The organism is Candidatus Omnitrophota bacterium (genome assembly GCA_028716565.1).
Lineage (GTDB): Bacteria > Omnitrophota > Gorgyraeia > Pluralincolimonadales > Pluralincolimonadaceae > Pluralincolimonas.
Window position 1 is genome coordinate 157,185 of the sequence record JAQUPL010000001.1, and the last position, 19,950, is coordinate 177,134.

The 19,950-nt window shown below is 51.2% G+C and carries 27 protein-coding genes; 25 read left to right on the top strand and 2 right to left on the bottom strand.

The annotated features are described in order from the left end of the window. Positions 1-6: 6 nt before the first annotated feature. The 15 genes from PHO67_00900 (at position 7) to PHO67_00970 (ending at position 10,611) form a co-directional block, all read left to right on the top strand. On the top strand, positions 7-1,692 hold the full coding sequence (locus tag PHO67_00900; GenBank protein ID MDD5545705.1) for a hypothetical protein: 1,686 nt from the start codon (positions 7-9) through the stop codon (positions 1,690-1,692). Positions 1,693-1,697: 5 nt separating this feature from the next. Beyond that, positions 1,698-2,183 (top strand): metallophosphoesterase family protein, encoded by a 486-nt coding sequence (locus PHO67_00905; protein MDD5545706.1) that lies wholly within the window; start codon positions 1,698-1,700, stop codon positions 2,181-2,183. Between the two features lie 10 nt (positions 2,184-2,193). Continuing rightward, the gene (locus PHO67_00910; protein ID MDD5545707.1) at positions 2,194-2,682 is read left to right on the top strand and encodes an HIT domain-containing protein; all 489 of its coding nucleotides are present in this window, start codon (positions 2,194-2,196) and stop codon (positions 2,680-2,682) included. Further along, positions 2,661-3,812, top strand: coding sequence for a deoxyguanosinetriphosphate triphosphohydrolase (locus PHO67_00915; GenBank protein MDD5545708.1), 1,152 nt, complete (start codon positions 2,661-2,663; stop codon positions 3,810-3,812). The genes PHO67_00910 and PHO67_00915 overlap by 22 nt, the downstream gene beginning before the upstream one ends. Beyond that, entirely contained in the window at positions 3,809-4,519 is a 711-nt protein-coding gene (locus PHO67_00920) for a hypothetical protein (GenBank protein MDD5545709.1), read from the top strand. The genes PHO67_00915 and PHO67_00920 overlap by 4 nt, the downstream gene beginning before the upstream one ends. 76 nt (positions 4,520-4,595) lie before the next feature. Further along, on the top strand, positions 4,596-5,219 hold the full coding sequence (locus tag PHO67_00925; GenBank protein MDD5545710.1) for an SPOR domain-containing protein: 624 nt from the start codon (positions 4,596-4,598) through the stop codon (positions 5,217-5,219). A 19-nt stretch (positions 5,220-5,238) separates the two neighbouring features. Then, the gene (locus PHO67_00930) at positions 5,239-5,556 is read left to right on the top strand and encodes a small basic protein (GenBank protein MDD5545711.1); all 318 of its coding nucleotides are present in this window, start codon (positions 5,239-5,241) and stop codon (positions 5,554-5,556) included. Then, positions 5,553-6,536, top strand: a complete 984-nt coding sequence (locus PHO67_00935) for an SH3 domain-containing protein (protein ID MDD5545712.1) — start codon at positions 5,553-5,555, stop codon at positions 6,534-6,536. Before PHO67_00930 ends, PHO67_00935 begins: the two co-directional genes overlap by 4 nt. A gap of 2 nt (positions 6,537-6,538) precedes the next feature. Next, positions 6,539-6,865: a hypothetical protein gene (locus PHO67_00940; protein ID MDD5545713.1), complete on the top strand. Its 327-nt coding sequence runs from the start codon at positions 6,539-6,541 to the stop codon at positions 6,863-6,865. Beyond that, positions 6,865-7,506 (top strand): site-2 protease family protein, encoded by a 642-nt coding sequence (locus PHO67_00945; GenBank protein ID MDD5545714.1) that lies wholly within the window; start codon positions 6,865-6,867, stop codon positions 7,504-7,506. Before PHO67_00940 ends, PHO67_00945 begins: the two co-directional genes overlap by 1 nt. A gap of 31 nt (positions 7,507-7,537) precedes the next feature. Then, positions 7,538-7,750, top strand: coding sequence for a cold shock domain-containing protein (locus tag PHO67_00950; protein ID MDD5545715.1), 213 nt, complete (start codon positions 7,538-7,540; stop codon positions 7,748-7,750). A gap of 38 nt (positions 7,751-7,788) precedes the next feature. Further along, positions 7,789-8,880, top strand: coding sequence for a 3-dehydroquinate synthase (gene aroB / locus PHO67_00955; GenBank protein MDD5545716.1), 1,092 nt, complete (start codon positions 7,789-7,791; stop codon positions 8,878-8,880). A 9-nt stretch (positions 8,881-8,889) separates the two neighbouring features. Beyond that, the gene (gene rnc, locus PHO67_00960) at positions 8,890-9,621 is read left to right on the top strand and encodes a ribonuclease III (protein MDD5545717.1); all 732 of its coding nucleotides are present in this window, start codon (positions 8,890-8,892) and stop codon (positions 9,619-9,621) included. Positions 9,622-9,632: 11 nt separating this feature from the next. Further along, positions 9,633-10,088 carry a GNAT family N-acetyltransferase gene (locus tag PHO67_00965; protein MDD5545718.1) on the top strand — a complete coding sequence of 152 codons (456 nt, stop codon included), beginning with the start codon at positions 9,633-9,635 and terminating at the stop codon, positions 10,086-10,088. Between the two features lie 7 nt (positions 10,089-10,095). Continuing rightward, on the top strand, positions 10,096-10,611 hold the full coding sequence (locus tag PHO67_00970) for a hypothetical protein (protein ID MDD5545719.1): 516 nt from the start codon (positions 10,096-10,098) through the stop codon (positions 10,609-10,611). Between the two features lie 13 nt (positions 10,612-10,624). Here the strand turns inward: PHO67_00970 and PHO67_00975 are convergent, their stop codons facing one another. Both PHO67_00975 and PHO67_00980 read right to left on the bottom strand, forming a co-directional pair. Then, positions 10,625-11,188 (bottom strand): hypothetical protein, encoded by a 564-nt coding sequence (locus PHO67_00975; protein MDD5545720.1) that lies wholly within the window; start codon positions 11,186-11,188, stop codon positions 10,625-10,627. Then, a complete protein-coding gene (locus PHO67_00980) occupies positions 11,185-12,000 on the bottom strand; it encodes an AAA family ATPase (GenBank protein ID MDD5545721.1) in 816 nt (271 codons plus the stop codon). Before PHO67_00980 ends, PHO67_00975 begins: the two co-directional genes overlap by 4 nt. A 137-nt stretch (positions 12,001-12,137) precedes the next feature. Here PHO67_00980 and PHO67_00985 point away from each other — a divergent pair, with 137 nt between their 5' ends. From PHO67_00985 to PHO67_01030, 10 genes are all read left to right on the top strand, one after another. Beyond that, positions 12,138-12,500, top strand: coding sequence for a PilZ domain-containing protein (locus tag PHO67_00985; GenBank protein MDD5545722.1), 363 nt, complete (start codon positions 12,138-12,140; stop codon positions 12,498-12,500). 95 nt (positions 12,501-12,595) lie between these two features. Next, the gene (locus tag PHO67_00990) at positions 12,596-12,976 is read left to right on the top strand and encodes a PilZ domain-containing protein (GenBank protein ID MDD5545723.1); all 381 of its coding nucleotides are present in this window, start codon (positions 12,596-12,598) and stop codon (positions 12,974-12,976) included. Positions 12,977-12,987: 11 nt separating this feature from the next. Then, positions 12,988-13,368, top strand: a complete 381-nt coding sequence (locus tag PHO67_00995) for a PilZ domain-containing protein (GenBank protein MDD5545724.1) — start codon at positions 12,988-12,990, stop codon at positions 13,366-13,368. A 37-nt stretch (positions 13,369-13,405) separates the two neighbouring features. Next, positions 13,406-13,957: a lysophospholipid acyltransferase family protein gene (locus PHO67_01000; protein ID MDD5545725.1), complete on the top strand. Its 552-nt coding sequence runs from the start codon at positions 13,406-13,408 to the stop codon at positions 13,955-13,957. A gap of 249 nt (positions 13,958-14,206) precedes the next feature. Further along, positions 14,207-14,989, top strand: a complete 783-nt coding sequence (locus tag PHO67_01005; protein MDD5545726.1) for a sugar phosphate isomerase/epimerase — start codon at positions 14,207-14,209, stop codon at positions 14,987-14,989. A gap of 58 nt (positions 14,990-15,047) precedes the next feature. Next, positions 15,048-15,605 (top strand): flavin reductase family protein, encoded by a 558-nt coding sequence (locus PHO67_01010; GenBank protein ID MDD5545727.1) that lies wholly within the window; start codon positions 15,048-15,050, stop codon positions 15,603-15,605. Then, positions 15,590-16,459 (top strand): potassium channel family protein, encoded by an 870-nt coding sequence (locus PHO67_01015; protein MDD5545728.1) that lies wholly within the window; start codon positions 15,590-15,592, stop codon positions 16,457-16,459. The genes PHO67_01010 and PHO67_01015 overlap by 16 nt, the downstream gene beginning before the upstream one ends. Further along, positions 16,459-16,986, top strand: coding sequence for a hypothetical protein (locus PHO67_01020; protein ID MDD5545729.1), 528 nt, complete (start codon positions 16,459-16,461; stop codon positions 16,984-16,986). Before PHO67_01015 ends, PHO67_01020 begins: the two co-directional genes overlap by 1 nt. A gap of 62 nt (positions 16,987-17,048) precedes the next feature. Next, positions 17,049-18,689, top strand: coding sequence for a diguanylate cyclase (locus tag PHO67_01025; GenBank protein ID MDD5545730.1), 1,641 nt, complete (start codon positions 17,049-17,051; stop codon positions 18,687-18,689). Between the two features lie 3 nt (positions 18,690-18,692). After that, the gene (locus PHO67_01030; protein ID MDD5545731.1) at positions 18,693-19,904 is read left to right on the top strand and encodes a diguanylate cyclase; all 1,212 of its coding nucleotides are present in this window, start codon (positions 18,693-18,695) and stop codon (positions 19,902-19,904) included. Positions 19,905-19,950: the final 46 nt, after the last annotated feature.

Sequence of the window (19,950 nt, forward strand, 5' to 3'; positions counted from 1 at the left end):
TCTATAATGTTATTGGGCCCCGCAACGGGAAATAATTTTTTCGGCAGAGACGATATACTCGCCCTGCTTAAGAAGCGCGCCGACGGCCTGCGTTTCGGTTACCGCCAGAATGTCGCCATCATAGGGCCTTCCTATTACGGGAAGACCTCGGTCATCTACCGTTTCATAAGCACCCTCCCTTTTAAGGACACGGTCCCGGTCTATATCGAGGTCAAAAACCAGGGGTTTCCCGCCTTCGCCGAAAAGTTCATCGCCGCCTTGCTTTTCAGGTATCTCGATTTCGCGGAGTTTAAGGCGTCCGGCACCGGCGGGCTCGTCTCTCTTGCCGCGGACAGGATGCCGAAGACCGCGAAGGCCGTGAAGGCTATCGAAACGCTGATAAAAGGAGGCAAGAACCTGAAGGCCTACCGCGCCCTGTTCGAACTTCCCGCTACGGCATATTCCGAGACCGGCCTGCGGCCGATAATCATACTGGATGAATTCCACCGGATCGCGGACCTCGGCATAGAAGACGCGTTTGCCGAGCTCGGGAAGTTCATCATGCTGCAGAAAGACACGATGTATATCGTATTATCTTCCCAGATTAACCAGGCCAAAAATATCCTCGCGGAAAAACTCTCCCTGTTATTCGGTAATTTCGAAATATACGAACTCGGGACCTTTGATATCCGGACGGCCTCGCAGTTTATAAGGGCGCGCATGGCCTGCGGGCCACTTCCGGACGAACTGGTGGATTTTCTCGTCGCGTTCAGCGACGGCCACCCGTTCTACCTCGATTCTATCCTGTTGAGCCTGCGGGGCCGGGGCGGTAATATTACCGCGGAAAAAGACACCGATACGCTTACGGCGATGTTCATCGAGATACTCTTTGATTCGAAAGGGATATTAAACCAGCATTTTTCGGGCGTGATGACCCAGCTCGACGGCATAGACAGGCATTCAGCGGCGGTCCTGCTGGCCATCTCCAACGGCGCGAAGAAAGTCCAGGCGATATCGCAGGCCTCCCGCGTCAGGACCACAGAGCTCTCAGCCCTGCTTGAGAAATTGATAGACGCAGGGTGGGTATCCAGGCAAGGGAAGTTTTACCTGATACGCGATAAGGTATTCGAATTGTGGCTCAGGAACGTCTACCAGATAAAGGAATACCTGCTCGACCCTTCTTACGAGCCCAAGATATCGATGTTCAGCGCCGAGGTAAAAGGGTTCATAGAGAATTTCGTGAATTCTTCCGCCAGGGATATCGACGACCTTGTCGCGGGGCTTTTCACCTCGTTCAACGGCGAATTCATGGAATTGGGAGGGAAGAGTTTCCGGCTGCCGTATTTCGGCAACACAGAGGCCCGGGCATCAAAAATAGAGGGCATTTCGTATTTGAGCCTATTTGCGGAAGGCTGTACCTGGGAACTGATAGTCGGCCGGCGCCCGGTCCGGGACAGCGATGTCATGGATTATCTCAGCCAATGCAAAGGCAGGAAAGGCGCGGTCAAGCGGAAGATCGTCCTCTCCCTGGCAGGTATAGGCGCGAACGCCAAACTTCTCGCAAAAGAAGCGAAATGCTGGATATGGGACCTGAAGGACCTGAATACCCTGCTCGACATGACCGGAAGGCAGAGGCTGGTCCTGCCGCAATGGGACGCTGAAGGGATAGCTGAATCGCAGAAAGATCATATTACAAACACGGAGAGCGCTTAACTGATATGAAGATACTGGTCTTGTCTGACACGCACATACCCAGGATGGCTAAAGATATCCCTAAGGCCGTCTATGAAGAAATAAAGAAGGCCGACCTGATACTGCACGCCGGAGATTTCGCGGAGATGAGTTTCCTGGAGAAATTAAGGAAGCTCAAAAAGACGGTTGCCGTATACGGGAACATGGATTCGAAGGAGTTGAGTTCCGCCCTGAAAGCGAAAGAGATTGTGGAAGCCGGCAGATTCAAGATAGGCCTTATCCACGGCTGGGGCACTCCGGACGGGTTGACCGACCGCATATTGGAAGAGTTCAAGGGCGATAAAGTGGATTGCATCGTCTTCGGCCATTCCCACCGGCCGATGAGTGAAATGATAAAAAAGGTGTTGTTCTTGAACCCCGGCAGCCCGACCGATAAGATATTCGCCCCGTACAATTCTTACGGGATAATTGAGGTAAACAGCAAGATAACCGCTAAGATAGTGAAACTTTGACGGAGGATTAATGGACAGGCTTTGGGCGCCGTGGAGGACCAAATACATCACTAAGGTGAACACGATGAAGGGCTGCATCTTCTGTTCCAAGCCCAAGACGGGAAAAGACAGGAAGAATTACATAGTAGCGCGTACCCGCCACAGCTTTTCCATCCTTAATCTCTACCCCTACAACAACGGCCATATGATGATCGTCCCTCTCAGGCACGTTGACAGCCTCACTAAACTTAATAAAGAAGAAACGGCGGACCTCATAAGCCTCCTTAACGCGACGCAAGAACTCCTTTCGAAGACGATGCGTCCCGACGGTTTCAATATCGGCGTCAATGTCGGGAGGGCGGCCGGCGCCGGCATAAAAGATCACGTCCATATCCATATAGTCCCGCGGTGGTTCGGGGACTCCAATTTCATGCCGGTTTCGGCTTCGACGAAAGTCATATCCGAATCTCTCGGCGCCTTGTATGACAGGCTGATAAAATGCTCACGCGTAAAGAAATAGAGGAGATAGAGTCGAAGACGCTCGCCCCTTACGCGATGAAGGCGAAGGATTCGAGGGGCAGGGAACATAAGGAAGAGGAACATCCTTATAGGACCTGCTACCAACGCGACAGGGACAGGGTGATACATTCGACCGCTTTCCGCCGCCTGGAATACAAGACGCAGGTCTTCGTAAACCACGAGGGCGATTATTACCGGACGAGGCTGACGCACACCCTCGAGGCAGCGCAGATAGCGGTCTCGATAGCGCGCACCCTAGGCCTGAACCCCGACCTGACCGAGGCGATCGCCCTGGCCCACGATATCGGCCACCCGCCTTTCGGGCATTCCGGGGAGCAGGAACTGCATGAATTGATGAAAGGCCACGGGGGATTCGACCACAACATACAGGGACTTCGCGTCGTGGACCTCCTCGAAGAGAGATACCCGGATTTTAAAGGCCTTAACCTTACATGGGAAGTCAGGGAAGGGATAAACAAGCATTCCACCCCGTATGACAGATCCGGCGGCCTTCCCCAGCTAGAACCCGAGAAATCGCCTACGCTTGAAGCCCAGATAGTAGACCTGGCCGATGAGATAGCATACGACAACCACGACATAGACGACGGATTGACCTCGGGCCTGATAAAGGAAGAAGAGATCCGCGATATACCTTTATGGAAGAAGATCTGCGAGGAGATCTCCAGGGCCCACCCGTCTATGAGCAACAGCATCAGGAAATACCAGATGGTTAGGTCGCTTATAAACACGGAAGTCACGGACCTCATAAATGAATCCGGAAAAAGGATCGAGGATTTCGGGATCGCCTCCGCCGAATCGGCAAGGTCGAGGCCGGAGAGGACTATCGCTTTTTCCAAAGGATTACTTGAAGAGAGGAAACCCCTCAAGAAATTCTTATATGATAATCTTTATATGCACAAGAGGGTAGTGAGGATGGCGGATAAATCGAAACGCTTTATCCGGGAGCTGTTCAATTATTATATCTCGAACCCCGGGCAGCTGCCAGGGGCCGCAGGCCGGGAGGCCGTGGACAGGTACAGGGTGGTCTGCGATTATATCGCGGGGATGACCGACAGGTACGCGCTTGACGAGTACATAAAACTATTTAACCCATACGAGAGGATGCAATGAGGCACCGACTTTTATACCTGATCATATTAGTGGCCATACTTTTCGTGGTCTTCTATTCGCCGCTCACCTCATACCTGCTCAAGGATTTCATAACCTTTAAGCTCGAAAAGGCCCTCGACATGAATGTCGTCTTCGGGTCGGTGCGCGTGAAGATGCCGGCCCAGCTCACGGTATCCGACATAAAAGCGATGGACAAGGACGGCCTGGCGTTCACCGCGGAGAGGGCGTACCTGCGCCTCGACCCCGCGAAGTTTTTTAAGGCAAAATTCGTCCTCAGCTGCGATTTCCAGAATGTCGTCTTGAAGTCGGGCCCTAAAGATTCCCTTAATAAGCTCCTCAAGCCCTTCGGGGTCCCGTCGCAGAATAACTACGCGTTTGACGGGATAACCGGCGTTATAACTACCAGTAAGGGATTTATCTCGATCACTGACCTGAAAGGCGCCGGGAAGGACTTCAAATTTTCGGGCAATTTCACCAGGTTCCAGGACAAAAAGATAGATTATGAACTCGATTTCGGCATAAATAACCGCCTTGTCGCGGCGGTTCAGGAACGGGAGAGATCGCTTCTTGGGGAAGAGGAGAAAGACGGATGGTATTCGATAAAACTCTCTCTTAAAGGAGATCCCCATAAGCCTTCCAGTATCTCATTCTCATCCGGAGGCATAAAATTTGAGGTAAAACCCGTAGATAAGCCGCTTCCAAAGTGATATCTATGTGGTATCAAAAATCGTTTGCTTTCAAATGGCCGTTATGATAAAATTAGTCTTCCTCGGAGTGATATAGATGCCGCCTTTAAATACCCAAAAACAACAGCAAGAGCTGTTTGATGAGTTTGTAGTAGTAAAGAAGACGAGGGGAAGGTTTTTCGGCGTATTGAACAAGTTCGATAAGCAGATCTTCCCGCAGTATCGTCTGGCTTTGTCTATTCGTTATGAGACGCTGTTCATAATCCTGATCGGCGTCGCTCTTGTGGCGGCTATCATCTTTTCTCTGGGAGTGGAAAGAGGAAGGAGCTTGAACAGCGCGGACGTGGAAGCCCCGGCCCCGGTCGAACCGGTTGTCGAGGCTCCGTCTGTAAAGCCGGCGCCGCTGCCGGTTGCCGAAGCGCCAAAGACGCTTCCGAAGGCCCCGGAGCCCGTTAAAACGGTTGCCGTCAAACCGGTTGTAAGCGCCGCGGCATCGGCCGCGGATAAGCCTTTTACGATACAAGTGGCTTCATACAAGGGCCGCGACGCTGCGGAAAAAGAGCTCTCACGGGTCAAGGCCACGGGTTATACCGGCGAGATAATAAAAAAGGGCAATTATTTCATTTTGTGCGTCGGTTCATTCGCCACGAAAGATGCGGCGAAACAGACGCTTGCAGCGATGGGAAAGAAGTATAAAGGGTGCCTGGTAAGAAAACGCTAAAATGCAAGGAGAGTGATTGATGTCGATCCATCCAAGTCTGCGTCCTTCCAAAGGGAAGGGCCATAGGTCGGTTTTTAAGAGGTTCGAACGTATAAAAATGCTGTCGGAAAAAGACAAGTGGAAGGAAGATCAGTCCGTATTCGGCCTTCCTAAGGTCAAGTCCGTGAAGATCAAGGTCAAAAAAGAGAAGGTCGAGAAAGTCGCGGCTGAAGGTGCCGTAGCGGCTCCAGGGTCGGCGGGAACGGCTCCGGCCGCAGGCGCGGCCCCCGCCGGCGCGAAACCGGCGGCAGCGGCTCCGGGCAAGAAGGAGCAGGCAAAATCGAAGGAAGGGAAGTGAAACTTTCTTTTTGTGCAAGGTTTTTTCTCTGCGCTGTAGCCTGCCTTGTTTTTCCTTTTAACCTTTCATACGCGTCGAAAGGATCGCTCGAAGGCGGGCCCTTTACCGGGACCGTCTCCGGTGACCGGGTGAATGTGAGGGCCGCCGACAGTATCTCTTCCGAGGTTGTTTGCCAGTTGAAAAAAGGGGAAGAGATAAACGTGCTGGGGCTTAAGGGCAAATGGTATAAGATAGAGCTCCCGAAGAAGGCGCTCGTCTATGTCACCAAGTCCAAGGTCTCAAAGAAAGACGGCCGGACGGTGATCTCGGAAGACAAGATCAACGTCAGGGCCGCGGGCACCGTTTCCTCATCCATCGTCTGCCGCCTGAATAAAGGCACGGCGGTCAAGATACGCAAGGAATACCTTGACTGGTATGAGATAGAGGCCCCCAAGGGTTCATGCGGGTGGGTATCCTCTGATTATGTCAATAGTGACGGAAACTCCGAAGTCCCGAAGCCCGCAGACCTGCCTGAAAAATTAGCCCAGCTTGACGCTTCATACGCGGCGGAGCTTAAGAAGCCCTTACGCGAGATAGAGCTCAAGTGGATCCTCGAGAGATACCAGAAATTCGCCGCCGAATACAAAGACACTCCCGAGGAGAAAGAAGCGCTGCTTAAGGCGGAAGGGATAAAATTAAAAATGGCCGAGATAGGGCATCTAAAGGCGAAAGAGGATTACGACGCCAAGATAAAAAATATCTCCACGCCGCGGCCCGGAGAGGCGCCAATGGTCTCGGGGCTGGTCGATAATGTGGGCAAGGTCCACGGACGCTTAAGCCAGTTTAAGATCGTCAAAGACGGCAAGTCCCTGGGCTATCTTACAAGCTCAAAGGTCGACCTTAACCGCTATATCCACCTTCCGGTGAACGTCTGGGGCATAAGGAAGGACGTGAACGGGACGGCGCTCTACGAGGCTGACGCGGTACAAATAATAGAGTAGAGATGGAATACGTAAAATTCGAAGATTTCAAAAAACTCAACATCAGAATAGCCAAGGTCCTGAAGGTGGAAGACCATCCTAACGCCGACAAACTGTATCTCATCACCGTATCGACAGGCGAGGCGGAAAAGACGGTAGTCGCGGGCATAAAACCTTTTTATAAAAAAGAAGAACTCGAAGGGAAGTCGGTCGTCATGATAGACAACCTCGAACCGGCGACTATACGCGGAGCCGTCTCGAACGGCATGATCCTCGCCACGAAGGACGGGGAATCGCTTGCCGTATTGATCCCCGAAAAACCCGTCAAAATAGGCAGCCCCGTTTCCTGATGGATAGTTTTTTAGCAAATTTTGCCGTAACCGTCCTGGATCTTGTTATAATAATCCCGATATTCCTGTTTGCCATGATAATCCATGAGATCGCCCACGGATGGGTAGCTTATAAGTTAGGCGACCCGACGGCGAAATTTTCCGGAAGATTGACCCTCAACCCCGTTTCTCATATCGACCCTATCGGCACTATATTATTACCGATCACCCTGATGATTATGGGATCGCCGGTCGTATTCGGATGGGCCAAGCCGGTCCCGATAAATTTCATGGGGCTTCGCAATCCGAAGAAAGATATCGCGTGGGTCGGCGCAGCCGGCCCTTTAGCTAATGTCATGTTAGCCTTTGCGCTTGTGGCGGCTTACCGGCTGTTCCCTTTTTTGCATGAGCCGTTATTAAAAGGCCTTATGTTTTACGCGATAAGCATAAACCTGATCCTGGCGGCGTTCAACCTTATACCGATCCCGCCCCTCGACGGTTCGAGGATCCTATTCAGCTTCCTGCCGCCGAGGATGGCGATGAGCTATATGAGCATAGAGCCGTACGGCTTTATGATACTCTTTGTAATGCTGTGGATGGGTTTTTTAAATTGGTTCGTTAATCCTATTTTATTTGCGCTCTCAAGGATCATAGGGTTTTAAATCTTAAAAAGGAAGGAGGTGCGTAATAACAATGGCAGACGAATTGACCGGAGTGGTAAAGTGGTTCTCGAACCAGAAGGGCTACGGTTTCATAACTCCGGATAACGGGGGTAAGGATGTCTTTGTCCATCATTCTGCGATAATCGGCGAAGGTTATAAGACTTTAGCCGAGGGGCAGAAGGTGAAATTCGAGATAGCGAACACCGAAAAAGGCGATCAGGCGTCCAACGTAACGAAGATCTAACTAAGCGGCTCCGTAATCATCAATCATAAGGTGATATCATGGCTTCAATACCGGTCCGCCTTGGCGAGCGCAGCTATATTATCGCCATCGAAAAGACTCTTGGAAAGCTGCCGCGGGAATTAAGAAGGCTTGATCCCGGGACAGACGCGGCAGTCATCACGAATGCGAAGGTCAAGTCCCTTTTCGGAAAGAAGGTCGGAGGTTCCCTTAAGGGGTCCGGCCTCAGGGTGAAATTCCTGGTTGTCCCCGATTCGGAAAAGGCCAAGTCGCTTAAAGAGGCGATGAGGCTTTTGGCGTCGCTTTCCAGGATGGACGGCAAAGGCAAGAGGCTGTGCGCCGTCGCGCTGGGAGGCGGAGTGGTGGGGGACCTCGGGGGTTTCGCGGCATCCGCGTATAAACGGGGGATACCGTATATCCAGGTCCCGACGACATTGCTTGCCCAAGTAGACTCATCGATCGGCGGAAAAGTAGCGGTGGACCTGCCCGAGGGCAAGAACCTAGTAGGCTCATTCTATCAACCCAAACTCGTATACAGCAATATATCTTTCCTCAGGGACCTTTCGGGCCGCGATTTCGCCTCAGGCATGGCCGAGGTCATCAAATACGCCGTCATAAAAGACAGGGCGCTCTTCGTTTATCTCGAACGCAACAGGCGGAAGATAATAAGGCGGGACGCCGGCACGCTCCTGGAAATAGTAAAGAGGTGCGCGAAGATAAAAGCCGGGATAGTATCGAAGGACGAAAAGGAAAAGAAGTCTATAAGGACAATTTTGAATTACGGCCATACGATAGGGCATGCCGTCGAGACGGCGCACGGATATTCCGGCGCCTATTCGCACGGCGAGGCGGTAGGATTGGGGATGATAGCCGCTGCGCGCATGTCGCAGAGATTGGGGATATTCCCGGCTGCGGGCGTCTCAAGGATAGAAAGGTTGATCGGCAGTTTCGGCCTCCCGGTAAACCTGGAGAAGACCGACACGGCAAAGATCATGGGTTCCCTGTCGCGCGATAAGAAATTCATCCGTGGAGTGAACAGGTTCGTCCTCCCGGTAAAAATAGGCAGGGTCGTAGTCAGGGAGGCGATCCCCGAACCGTTAATACGCGAAGAGATCAAAAAATTATACCGTTGAAACCCCTCCATGGCAGATAAATCAAGGTCATCCGAACTTAAAAAATTTGAACGGCGGATAAAGTATGTGTTCAGGAATAAGCGGCTCCTGGCGCAAGCGCTTGTACACCGTTCATACGCTTATGAGCATGCCGGAGGGAAGGGGTCCGATAACGAGAGGCTTGAGTTCCTCGGTGACGCGGTCCTCGGGTTAGTGATAAGCGGTACTATCTTCAAACGGTTCCCGGATTTTCTCGAGGGAGAGATGACCCGGATACGGTCGGCGCTCGTAAGCCGCCCGACGCTGGAAGGCCTGGCCAGGAAGCTCGGGCTCGGAGGGATGATCCTGCTCGGAAAAGGAGAAGCGGCGAGCGGCGGCGCCGAACAGTCGAGGAACCTTGTGGGCGCGTATGAGGCCGTGATAGGGTCCATCTATATCGACGGGGGCTTCAAAAAAGCCGGAAAATTCATCGAGGGCCAATTTAAGGCGGAATTGAAGAGGATCTCGGAAGGCGGCACCACTAAAGATTACAAATCTGTCCTCCAGGAATATACTTCGAAAGCCTACAAGGCCACCCCAAAATATATGGTCATATCCGAAGAAGGGCCCGAGCACAGGAAACATTTCGAGGTCGCGGTCCTCTTTGGCGGGATGGCGCGCGGAAGAGGGGAAGGGAAGAACAAAAAATCGGCGGAACAGGACGCCGCCTATAAAGCGCTTTTTAATGAGGGCTTGCTTGACAAAATGGCTGAGGAGAAGTAAAATCACATAACATGCAGATCAGACCGATACAATCCAGGGACCAGAAGCAGGTAAAGGAGTTGATCAGCGGCATACTCTCCAAAGAGTTCGAGTATGGGCATAACGCTTATCCTTACGGCGATCTCGATTCGATAGATAAGGTCTACGGCGGAAAGAGGGAGCAATTTTTCGTGATAGAGGATAACGCCGGCATAGCCGGGACCGTCGGGATCAAGGAGGAGTCGAAAAATACCGCCATCATAAGGCGGCTCTTTGTCAATCCTTCTTTCAGGAAGAAAGGATTCGGAGGCCTCCTTATAGACAGGGCCCTGGATTTTTGCAAAGAAAAAGGTTATCGCGAAGCGGTCTTCCACGCCGCGACAACTATGAAGAGCGCGATCAAATTGTGCAGGAGCAGGGGTTTCAAGGAGGACCAGAAGCTCGTCTCCGGCGGCATCGACATAATAAAATTTGTAGTCACTTTCTGAGGCCAAATTGTTCTGGAAAAAACCGGATAAAACGGATAAAAATGTAAAGAACCTCACGGAAAAAGATATCCAGAAGCAGCTTTACGGGAATTACCTCGATAAGGTGGAGGTGATGGATTCCTCTTTTATCGTAAAGGAAAATGAAGAGTCGCCGATACAGGAAAAACCCGACGCGAAAATGAAGAAGGAGCTTAATGCCGAACTGGAAGAATTAAAAGGCGAGTTCAAACGGCTTCAGGGCGAGGTCAACAGGCTTAAGAAAGACAAGGAATCGCTCGAGCGCCCGGAGATATGGTTCAAGCCGCCTTTCCTTAAGAGCAGGCAGTTGGTGGTGATCGGATCCATTGTGGTCCTCATCCTAGCGGCTTACGGATCATTCTTCGCCGTAAAATTATTCATATCGAAGGTCAGCCATAAAGAGCCTGTCCTTTCCGGAACCGCGGTCTCTAAAAAAGTGACCGTTCCTTCCAAAAATACCGCCGTAAAAAAATCCGTTAAAAAGGTAAAAGGGAAGAAACCTTAACCCTGCGTAAGGGTCAATCCAATTTCAGGACGAAACCCTGGCCTGTCACCTCATCCAGCATTTCGACGCTGCTATTATGGATCTTTACGATCCTGGCTCCTTTTATTGAGGCGCCTTCCTCCAGGATCTTATTCTCTATTATGGCGGCCGGTTTGCCCGCGCCATAGACTATCCCGCTGAGGGTCAGGCGGGGATTTGACAGTTTTGTTATGAAACTGCCGATGGGGGTAACTTCCTGTTTTGAGGGAGCGGGAGGGGGTACCGTAGAATATCCTTCAGCGGCCGGTCTGCCGTTTGCTTCCGGGGAAGACGGGAGAGATGCGATAACGTTGTTCGCTTCGGTTGTCCCGTTCTGCGTCCCGCCCTGCGGGAGCGTCAAAAATGCGACAAGGCCGACGATCACGATCGCCGCCGCGGCCATCAGCATTGTCCTCGAGAGGTTAAAACCGCCGCTGTCAGAGACCCCGGCTACCTCCTCGATCTTTTCTTCCAGGTTTTTGGCCGTAGTTCCGGCGGCAAGCGGCGGGGTATTCCCGGCCGCAGACGCCTTTTTTAAGGCTTCCAGTATTATGCTCATATTTTTACATACCCCTCGATCTCTTCAACGGAACGCTTTATCATGTCCAGAGTCATTGTCTTTGTCTCCATGGAGAATCCCAGAAGTAACACCCTGTCGCAGATGAGGTTTATCAGTCTCGGCACGCCTGAGGAGTATTCGTAGATCTCTCCCAGGGCATCCGGCTCGAATGTTAAGTTCCCGTCGGCGCCCGCGACCCGCAGGCGGTGGTAAATATAATCCCCCACTTCGGTCCTGTCCAGGGGAAGGATATGATACCTTACTGCGATCCTCTGCCTAAGCTGTTCCAACTCGGGGGAGTCGAGCTTTTCCTTCAGCTGCGGTTGGCCGACGAGGACTATCTGGATCAGTTTTTCCTTGTCGGTCTCGAGGTTGGAAAGGAGCCTTATCTGTTCCAATTGGGCCGCCTTGAGATTTTGCGCCTCATCGATGATAAGGACCACATTAGAGCCGGCTTTAAGTTCCGCGATCAGGAACTTGTTGAGCTCGGTAAGGAGGCTTATCTTGGTCTTTGGCTTTGCCGCGAGGCCCAGATCGGTGACTATGGCCAGTAAGAGCTGCATCTCCGGAAGGTTTGAGTTAAGGATAAAGGCGGTCTTCGTATTTTTGTCGAGCTGGCCCAAGAGGGCGCGGCAAAGGGTGGTCTTGCCTGTGCCGATCTCGCCGGTTATCTCAAGGAATCCCTTTCTTTCTTTTATGCCGTAGATGAGATGGTCGAAGGCTTCGCGGTGCTTCTTGCTGAAAAAAAGGAAATTAGGGTCGGCGGTTACGTTGAAAGGTCTTTCTTTTAGGCCAAAAAAACTTTCATACACGCGGAGAACCTCCAAAAAAACCCGAAAAAAAGGATTTCGTGATTTTCATTCTATCATCATAATATATGCTTGTCAAAGCAAAAATCCTGTTGTAATGCGCGCTTTTGAAGGTATAATACATTTGAGAGGGAACTAAAATGGGCTGGGGCGGAATCGATACCAGAAGAGGCGCGCGGGTCGTCTTCGAATGCGTGGTCATCGTCAAGAAAAAAGAGACCAGCCTTGTCTTCAGGACCCAGACCGAGAACATCTCTACCGGCGGGATCTGTGTCATACTCGAGAAAGGGTTATTGAGGAATACCCCGGTTGACGTAGAAATTTTTCTCGCCGATGACCCTGTCCCGTTAGCATGCGGCGGCAAAGTCGCATGGGTCATGCGGCGCAACGAATACGCAAAGAAGAAACCCTCGCAGTTTGATACGGGAATAGAGTTTACCGATATCACGGACGAGGATAAAGGGCGTATAAAGCGGATCATCGAGGAGTTGCTGGAATATTAGCTTGACTTTTGTTATTGAGGGGTAGATAATAATAACAATAACTGAAAAAGGAGGGCGAGAACTGATCTTAAAAACAAGATAGGGGGGTGAGGGGGATGAGTGAGAAACGGAAATTCATGCGTTTTGATGTAGCCGTTGAAGTGGAGTATATGGTTCCCGGAAATGGCGCCCCGATAGAAGGCATCTCCGTTACGCGCAACCTGAGCCGCGAAGGGATGCAGATCGCAGTAAACAGCAAACTCGTTCCGGGCACTGAATTAGAGATCAAGTTGAGGATCCCCGAGGATATGGCTCCTGTGTACGCGAAAGGAGACCTTGTCTGGGTGGAAAAATCAGAGATCAAGACCGAATCATCCGCCGGCGTGAAATTCTCCCAGATGTCGCCTTTTGACAGGAACCGCATACTGGACCACGTTTATAAAGAATGGGTGGAAGAGCAGATCGGCCAGAACGCAGCACAACCGCGGAACAAGTAAAATATAAACTTATGTCAAGGCCAAAGTCCGAAAGAAGAAAACATCCGCGTGTCGATGAGAAAGTGCCTCTAAAGATAAAAGATGAAGGCTTCGACACGATAAGCGTAACAAAAAATATCAGTTGTTCAGGCGTTTTTTGCCAGGTTGACGGTTATTTCCCGCTTTTATCAAAAGTCAAGATCGTGCTCCTGCTCCCTTCCGAAGAAAAATCAAAGGCGCATCCCATACATATAGAGGGCGTTGTCGTCCGTTCGGAACCGGTAAAATCCCCGTCGAATCCCAATTGCAGGAACATAGGCGTCTTCTTCAACAGGATAAAGAAACAGGATATGCTGAAGATAACCGGCTATATCAATTCCATCCTGGCCAAGAGGATGGTAATAATAAATTAAAACTTTGTTGTACGGAATCCTGCGGCCGATCGGGTGGTTGATCTGCAGGATTTTTTTCTGCCTGAAAGTCAAAGGCGTAGAGAATATCCCTGCCGAAGGCAAAGTCATAATAGCCGCCAATCACTCCAGCTACCTGGATCCCGTCGCGATCGCAGCCGTTGTCCCCAGGCAGATAAAATGGATAGTCCGGAAAGACGTCTATGATGTTTGGTGGCTGAGGCCTTTGTTCGCTTCGACAGGCATGATAAGGGAGAACGGTTCGGTCGGGAAGGCCATAGACCTGCTCGGGAAAGGCGAGGCTTTAGGAGTATTCCCGGAGGGGTCCAGGAGTTACGACGGAAGGCTCGGCGCGGGCAGGAGAGGCGCGGCCATTATGGCGTTAAGATCGGGCGCACCGGTCGTACCGTGCGCGGTCAAGGGCGCTTTCAAGGCCTATCCGCGCAATTCCGTATTGCCGAGGCCCTGTCCCGTAGAAATAATAATAGGAAAAGCTATCGAACCGGGTAGGATGGATGAGCCGGACGACCGGACGGTAGATTCTTTACTGGCAGGGATAATGACGGCGATCCAGTCGCTGATGGGGCAATAGTAGTATTGACTTTGCCTGCGGCCGTGATATAATTGTATCGGGAAAAGATATCTACCCTATGCGTGTTAGGATTGGCGCAATGATCAGCAAAGTCGTATAAGGGGTTTGGAGTTCGGGTACCTTTCGAGGTATTCGACAGGACCCCACCTTGAATAAAGGGTCAAGCGGCCAAGCCCTCACGGTAGGGTTGAGGACTTATTCACGGCCTAGGGTAAACCTAGGCCTTTTTTATGAATAGAAGGAGTTCAAATGAGGATAACCAAGGAGAAGGTCTACTTCCACGTGCCTTACAGGATACTCTTAAGCAGCCTCGACTGGATAGCGCAGATCGGGGTGAATTGCGAGATATACGCCAACGGAGAGGCCCTGGACGATTATACCGATGATGAGATAGATAAAATAAACGGCGTCTTTGAAAGCCGCGGGATAAAAAAAATAGTGCACGGCCCGTTCCTGGACCTTAATCCCGGAAGCACGGATCCCAAGATAAGGGACCTGACCTACGGACGTTTTATATCGGCGCTTGATTTTTGCGAGAAACTGAGGGCCAACCATATCGTATTGCACACCGGGCTCGACCCCATCTTTTACAAAGGCGCCTCGCGCTTTTTCCTCGACCTCAGCATCCCGGTCTGGAAGGAGGCGATGAAAGCCGCCGAATCAAGGAAGATAGTCATAGCCATAGAAAATTCCGTAGACCCGGATCCCGAAGTGGTTGTGGGGCTGCTGAAAGGGATCAACTCCCCGTCTGTGGAGGCGTGCTTTGACGCCGGCCATTATTACGCGTTCGGAAAGATGTCCCCGTTCGACGCCTTGAAATGGTACCCGGACGGGTCGATAGGCGAATTGCATCTTTCCGACAACAAAGGCGATTTCGATACCCATCTGCCGCTTGGGGACGGTGACCTGGATTTCAAGAGGCTGCTGATCGAGGCCTGGAAGAAAGGCAGGGAGCCGATCATAACTTCCGAGCCCCATTGCAAGGAACATATAGAAAGAAACCTCAAATACCTGCTTTCACTGGGCCTTTAGAAGAGAGGCTTGGCCTTTTGAATAGCGGTATGTTATAATAAAAAACGGAGGGATGAAGATGGCTAAAAAAGAGATCAAAGGCGATGTGGCGCTCTTCCCGTTGCCGGTCGTCCTTGTTACCTGCGTCGGAAAGAACGGCAAGCCGAATATCATAACTTTGGCGTGGGCCGGCGTCGTCTGCTCGGAACCGCCGATGGTCTCCATCTCTATAAGGCCTCACCGCCACTCCCACCCGCTGATAAAAGAAACGGGGGAATTTACGGTGAATATCCCCACTTCCGATATAATGAAAGAGACCGATATCTGCGGGATGGTTTCCGGGCGGGACACGGATAAGTTTGCCCTGACGAAGCTTACCCCGGAACCGGCCACGCACGTCAAGTCCCCGCTCATAAAAGAGTGCCCTGTAAACCTCGAATGCAAAGTGAAGAGCGCGATGCTTCTCGGAACGCACGAGGTGTTCCTGGCCGAGGTCGTCGCCGTCCACATAGACGAGTCGGTGATGACGGAGACGGGGAGGATCGATTACGCCAAGGCCAAACCTTTCTCGTATAATTGGGGCGAATACTGGAGCGTTAAAGAGAAAATAGGACACTACGGATGCTCGAAAAAATAATATTCCAAATCGACAGGATCTCCGAGAAGGCCAGCGTTATCTTTGATTTTTTCGGCGCGCGGACAAAGGCCCTCTTCTTCGGGCATTTCGGGACAAGGCTTACGTACAGGCGCGAGATGGTGGCCGCGCTAATGGTCCTGGCGGCCGTCCTTATCTTCTTCGCCCCCCGGGGCTGGCTTATCTGGCTGGGGATCGCGGCGATGATGGCCGGCATGTTCCTCTGGCTCATAATCATCTTCTCCTGGACCCTCGATCCGTTGATAGATTACAAGATACGCATCCATAAGATAAAAAGCTGGGGTGAGAGGCTGCTTAAATACCTGAGCGGCGAATTCAAGGATCTGGAGAACAGGCACCATATGGAGGCATACGCCTGGGGCAAACTCGCTTACTTCGAGGAGCTAAAGAGCGAGGTTGATAATTTCTCGAAGACCAACCTGCTCCAGAAGTTCCTGGGGAGGTTCTTTTCGACCTTCATGTTCCTGATACTCGGTTACGCCTTCATATATTACGGCCTCCATAAGATAACAAATTCAAGTTTCGTTTCGGCCGCGGAACTGGGCGGGTTCGGCCGTTTCGGCTCGATAGCGGATTTTATATATTACAGCGCGATCACTATCGCCACAGTCGGATACGGGGACATCTATCCGGTACATATCCTGGCAAAGTTCTTCGTCTTGACTGAAGTCCTCTACGGCGCGCTCCTGATCATCTTCCTGATAGCATCTTTTACCGCTATATCTATTCCTCTTACCTCGGAAAGGCAGAAGGCGCTGCTCGGCGAGATCGAGAAGGAGATAAAGAACATCGAAAAGGTCTTTGCCGATATCAAACAATTAAGCGGAGGCGACTGATGCCGCCTCTCTTTAATAAGGCCTTTGCCGTAATAGCGGCCTCTCTATTCCTGGCTCTTCCGTCCTCCGGACAGGCCGAAGGGGAGGGGGTCCCCGAAAAAGAATTGGAATTGGGAAATGTGATGGTGACCCTTTACGCCTTAGGAGGGAGCGCGGCCGGCCAAAAGACTTACGGGGAAGAGGTATATTTGGCAAAAGGCACACCCCGCCAGGCCCTGATCACACTTAAACAGATGCTGCTTGAAGGCAATAGGCCTTCCCGGGCATTTAAAATGAAGGACCAGATCGAGGTCATTGTTTTCAGGGGAGCCTTTTTAAAATTAAGTAAGATAGCCGTAAAGAAAGTAGTTTTAAAAGATTCAAGCATCGAGGTATATGCGGAATATAAGGACCTTCCCGGCACTGATATCGCTTCCCAGCCCGCGGCTATAATCCCCGTTGGACAGCTCCCCCCAGGCAAGTATACGGTTATTTTATTCGTAGATAATAACTTACGTAAAAAAACCGAGTTCAGCGTCTCCCGTTAGCCACCAGTCTAATAATTTGACTTTTGAAGACATTGGTGGCATAATTATAATGATTTAAAAACATGGGAGAAAAAGACATCCAGGACCAATTTTTTGATATTATTGAATTTCTTCCAGATGCAACCTTCGTCATAGATAGCAACCGAAAGGTCATCGCCTGGAACAAGGCCATTGAGGAGATGACGGGTGTTGCTAAGAGCGAAGTCATCGGCAAGGGAGATTATGCCTACGCCGTCCCTTTTTACGGGGACAGAAGGCCTGTCCTCGTCGATCTCATCTTCAAATCCAGCCGCGAGATCGAAAGTAAATACGATTATTTAAAACGTGAAGGTAACGTGCTGTACACCGAGGTTTTTTTGCCGTCCCTGAACCACGGCAAAGGGATCTTTGTCTGGGCCAAGGCCTCGCCGCTTTACGACAGGTCAGGCAATCTTACCGGCGCCATAGAATCTATCCGGGATATAACCGAACAAAAACTCGCCAAAGAGAACCTTGGGAAGCTCAATGAGGAGCTCACCAAATCCAACAGGATCTTCAAGCAGCTCGCCCTCAAGGATTCGCACACCGGCCTTTACAACCACCGTTATTTAGGCGAAGTCATCGAGGCCGAATTCTTCCGTGCCAAGAGATATGCTCACCCACTTTCGGCGATACTTACGGACATAGACTATTTTAAGTCTATAAACGACGTCTATGGCCACCAGTTCGGGGATGTTATACTTAAGCAATTCGCGCGGCAACTCAAGATGGCGGTCCGCCAGTATGACATAGTGGTGCGCACGGGAGGAGAGGAATTTGTGGTATTATCTCCCGCTACCGACAGGGCAGACGCCGTGGCTCTTGCCGAAAGGATCCTCGAAGTCATCAGCCTCTACGATTTCGGGGATGAGTCGCATAAAGTAAAACTCAAGATAAGCGTCGCAGTGGCGTCGTATCCCGAAGATAAGATATCAAAAGGGATGGACCTCATTGACCTGGCGGACCACATATTGGTCAAGGTCAAGGACTTCGGGGGGAACAGGGTCTATTCGTCATCCGACCTGAAGAGGCAGGATAAGGGCAGTTCTCCCGGCGAAACCGAAAAGATGGCCGATGTCAAGTCGCTGAAGAAGGAATTGGAGAAGTTGACCAGGCAGGCGAACCAGGGCCTGATAGAATCGATATTCGCTTTCGCCAAGACTATTGAACTCAAGGACCATTATACCGGCGAGCATGTAGAGAAGACCGTGCATTACGCTACCGAGGTCGCGCGCGAGCTCAACCTTCCAAATGATGAAGTGGACAAGATCAGGAAAGCTTCCATTTTACACGACCTCGGCAAGATAGGCATAAGCGAGAATATCCTCCTTAAAAAAGGGAAGTTGACGAAAAAGGAATTCGATGAGATAAGGAAGCACCCCCAGATCGCGGTGGACATATTAAGGCCCATCCAATCGCTCCAGGGCGTTATCCCCATGATATACTATCACCATGAGAGATGGGACGGCGGCGGATACCTGAACGGGCTGAAGGGCGATGAGATACCTATCGGGGCCCGGATAATCGCTGTCTCCGATGTCTACGAGGCGCTGACCTCTGACCGCCCCTACCGCAAGGCCTTTTCGAGAGATGAAGCGATAAAGATGGTGAGGGAGAGTTCCGGCACACAGTTCGACCCGAAGGTGGTGGACGCTTTCTTGAAGGTCCTCCAACAGGAAAAATAGCAGTTGGACAGAATAAAAAAGATACTTATCATTTCGTCGGACAAGAGCCTGAGGGAAGTCTTAAGCTTTTGTTTCGACGGCTGGGGTTATGAGGTATTCCTGCACGAATCCCCGCTTCACGAAGTCATGCCGATAAAGATGATATCTCCCGACGTCATAGTGGTGGATGTGCATTCCGCCAGCAAGGCGCACCTCGAGATATGCCGCCTTTTAAAAGACGATTTCGTTACCGCCTTTATCCCGGTCATAACCCTCATCAACAAGCGCCAGCTCAGGACGCAGCTGCTGAACCTGAAACAGGGCGTAGACGACTACCTGATCAAGCCGCCGGACCCGCTCGACCTGCGCGTGAGGGTGGAGATGGCGATGCGGAGGTCGCAATACGGTTTCTACGCCAGCCCGCTTACAGGCCTGCCCGGAGGGCGGATAATCGAAGAGGCGGTGCAGGAGAGGCTAAAAAAAGACATCTCTTTTTCTTTTGGATACCTCGATATAGACAGTTTTAAATATTTCAACGATGTCTACGGCTACCTAAAGGGCGACAGGGCCATAATGCAGACCGCGTACGTCCTTTATACGACTATCAAGAAATACGGCAACAGCGAGGATTTTATCGGCCACATAGGAGGGGATGATTTCATGTTCATAACCTCCATCGATAAATTTAAAGAGGTCTGCCACAACATGATCCTCGCTTTCGACAGGATCATACCTTTCCACTATTCCCCGGATGACAGGAAGCAGGGGTTCATCTACGCGAAAGACAGGACGCGCAAGATGGTAAAAGTGGACCTTATGAGCATATCGCTCGCCGTCGTCAACAGGGAAAGCCACTCGGAATTGCGCAGCATAATCCAGATAAACGAGAGATTGGCCGAGATCAAAGGCTTCCTTAAGGAGATATCCGGGAGCAAATTCATGGAGGACAGAAGGAACGGCAAGACCGGGGAATTCGTAGGGCCGCAGCTCTATAAGAAGCCGGACGTATCTTCGGATCCCTATGTGCCGCTCGGGACTATCCTCCTTGAGAAGAAACTCCTGACGCCGGACCAGCTTGACGAGGCCCTTAACCTCCACTGGAGGAGGGGTGTCCTCTTTGGCGAGATACTTAAGGAGCTCGGTTTTATTAAAGAAGAAGAGCTGCGTGAAGCCCTCAGGGAACAGTATAAAACGAAGCACCATCCCCGTCCGCCAAAAATTATTCTTGACAAATAAAATATAGATGGTAGAATTATACAAAATGATAAAGCGGCGATTTGAG

What these genes read in the sequence shown, in the direction of transcription:
- aroB (MDD5545716.1), top strand. Translation starts at nt 7,789, where the DNA reads ATGGCTTCAATACCGGTCCGCCTTGGCGAGCGCAGCTATATTATCGCC.
- PHO67_00900 (MDD5545705.1), top strand. Translation starts at nt 7, where the DNA reads ATGTTATTGGGCCCCGCAACGGGAAATAATTTTTTCGGCAGAGACGAT.
- PHO67_01010 (MDD5545727.1), top strand. Translation starts at nt 15,048, where the DNA reads ATGGCTAAAAAAGAGATCAAAGGCGATGTGGCGCTCTTCCCGTTGCCG.
- PHO67_00945 (MDD5545714.1), top strand. Translation starts at nt 6,865, where the DNA reads ATGGATAGTTTTTTAGCAAATTTTGCCGTAACCGTCCTGGATCTTGTT.
- PHO67_00985 (MDD5545722.1), top strand. Translation starts at nt 12,138, where the DNA reads ATGGGCTGGGGCGGAATCGATACCAGAAGAGGCGCGCGGGTCGTCTTC.
- PHO67_00950 (MDD5545715.1), top strand. Translation starts at nt 7,538, where the DNA reads ATGGCAGACGAATTGACCGGAGTGGTAAAGTGGTTCTCGAACCAGAAG.
- PHO67_00975 (MDD5545720.1), bottom strand. Translation starts at nt 11,188, where the DNA reads ATGAGCATAATACTGGAAGCCTTAAAAAAGGCGTCTGCGGCCGGGAAT.
- PHO67_00905 (MDD5545706.1), top strand. Translation starts at nt 1,698, where the DNA reads ATGAAGATACTGGTCTTGTCTGACACGCACATACCCAGGATGGCTAAA.
- PHO67_00920 (MDD5545709.1), top strand. Translation starts at nt 3,809, where the DNA reads ATGAGGCACCGACTTTTATACCTGATCATATTAGTGGCCATACTTTTC.
- PHO67_01015 (MDD5545728.1), top strand. Translation starts at nt 15,590, where the DNA reads ATGCTCGAAAAAATAATATTCCAAATCGACAGGATCTCCGAGAAGGCC.
- PHO67_01020 (MDD5545729.1), top strand. Translation starts at nt 16,459, where the DNA reads ATGCCGCCTCTCTTTAATAAGGCCTTTGCCGTAATAGCGGCCTCTCTA.
- PHO67_01005 (MDD5545726.1), top strand. Translation starts at nt 14,207, where the DNA reads ATGAGGATAACCAAGGAGAAGGTCTACTTCCACGTGCCTTACAGGATA.
- PHO67_00965 (MDD5545718.1), top strand. Translation starts at nt 9,633, where the DNA reads ATGCAGATCAGACCGATACAATCCAGGGACCAGAAGCAGGTAAAGGAG.
- PHO67_00915 (MDD5545708.1), top strand. Translation starts at nt 2,661, where the DNA reads ATGCTCACGCGTAAAGAAATAGAGGAGATAGAGTCGAAGACGCTCGCC.
- PHO67_00910 (MDD5545707.1), top strand. Translation starts at nt 2,194, where the DNA reads ATGGACAGGCTTTGGGCGCCGTGGAGGACCAAATACATCACTAAGGTG.
- PHO67_00995 (MDD5545724.1), top strand. Translation starts at nt 12,988, where the DNA reads ATGTCAAGGCCAAAGTCCGAAAGAAGAAAACATCCGCGTGTCGATGAG.
- PHO67_00940 (MDD5545713.1), top strand. Translation starts at nt 6,539, where the DNA reads ATGGAATACGTAAAATTCGAAGATTTCAAAAAACTCAACATCAGAATA.
- PHO67_01025 (MDD5545730.1), top strand. Translation starts at nt 17,049, where the DNA reads ATGGGAGAAAAAGACATCCAGGACCAATTTTTTGATATTATTGAATTT.
- PHO67_00990 (MDD5545723.1), top strand. Translation starts at nt 12,596, where the DNA reads ATGAGTGAGAAACGGAAATTCATGCGTTTTGATGTAGCCGTTGAAGTG.
- rnc (MDD5545717.1), top strand. Translation starts at nt 8,890, where the DNA reads ATGGCAGATAAATCAAGGTCATCCGAACTTAAAAAATTTGAACGGCGG.
- PHO67_00930 (MDD5545711.1), top strand. Translation starts at nt 5,239, where the DNA reads ATGTCGATCCATCCAAGTCTGCGTCCTTCCAAAGGGAAGGGCCATAGG.
- PHO67_00925 (MDD5545710.1), top strand. Translation starts at nt 4,596, where the DNA reads ATGCCGCCTTTAAATACCCAAAAACAACAGCAAGAGCTGTTTGATGAG.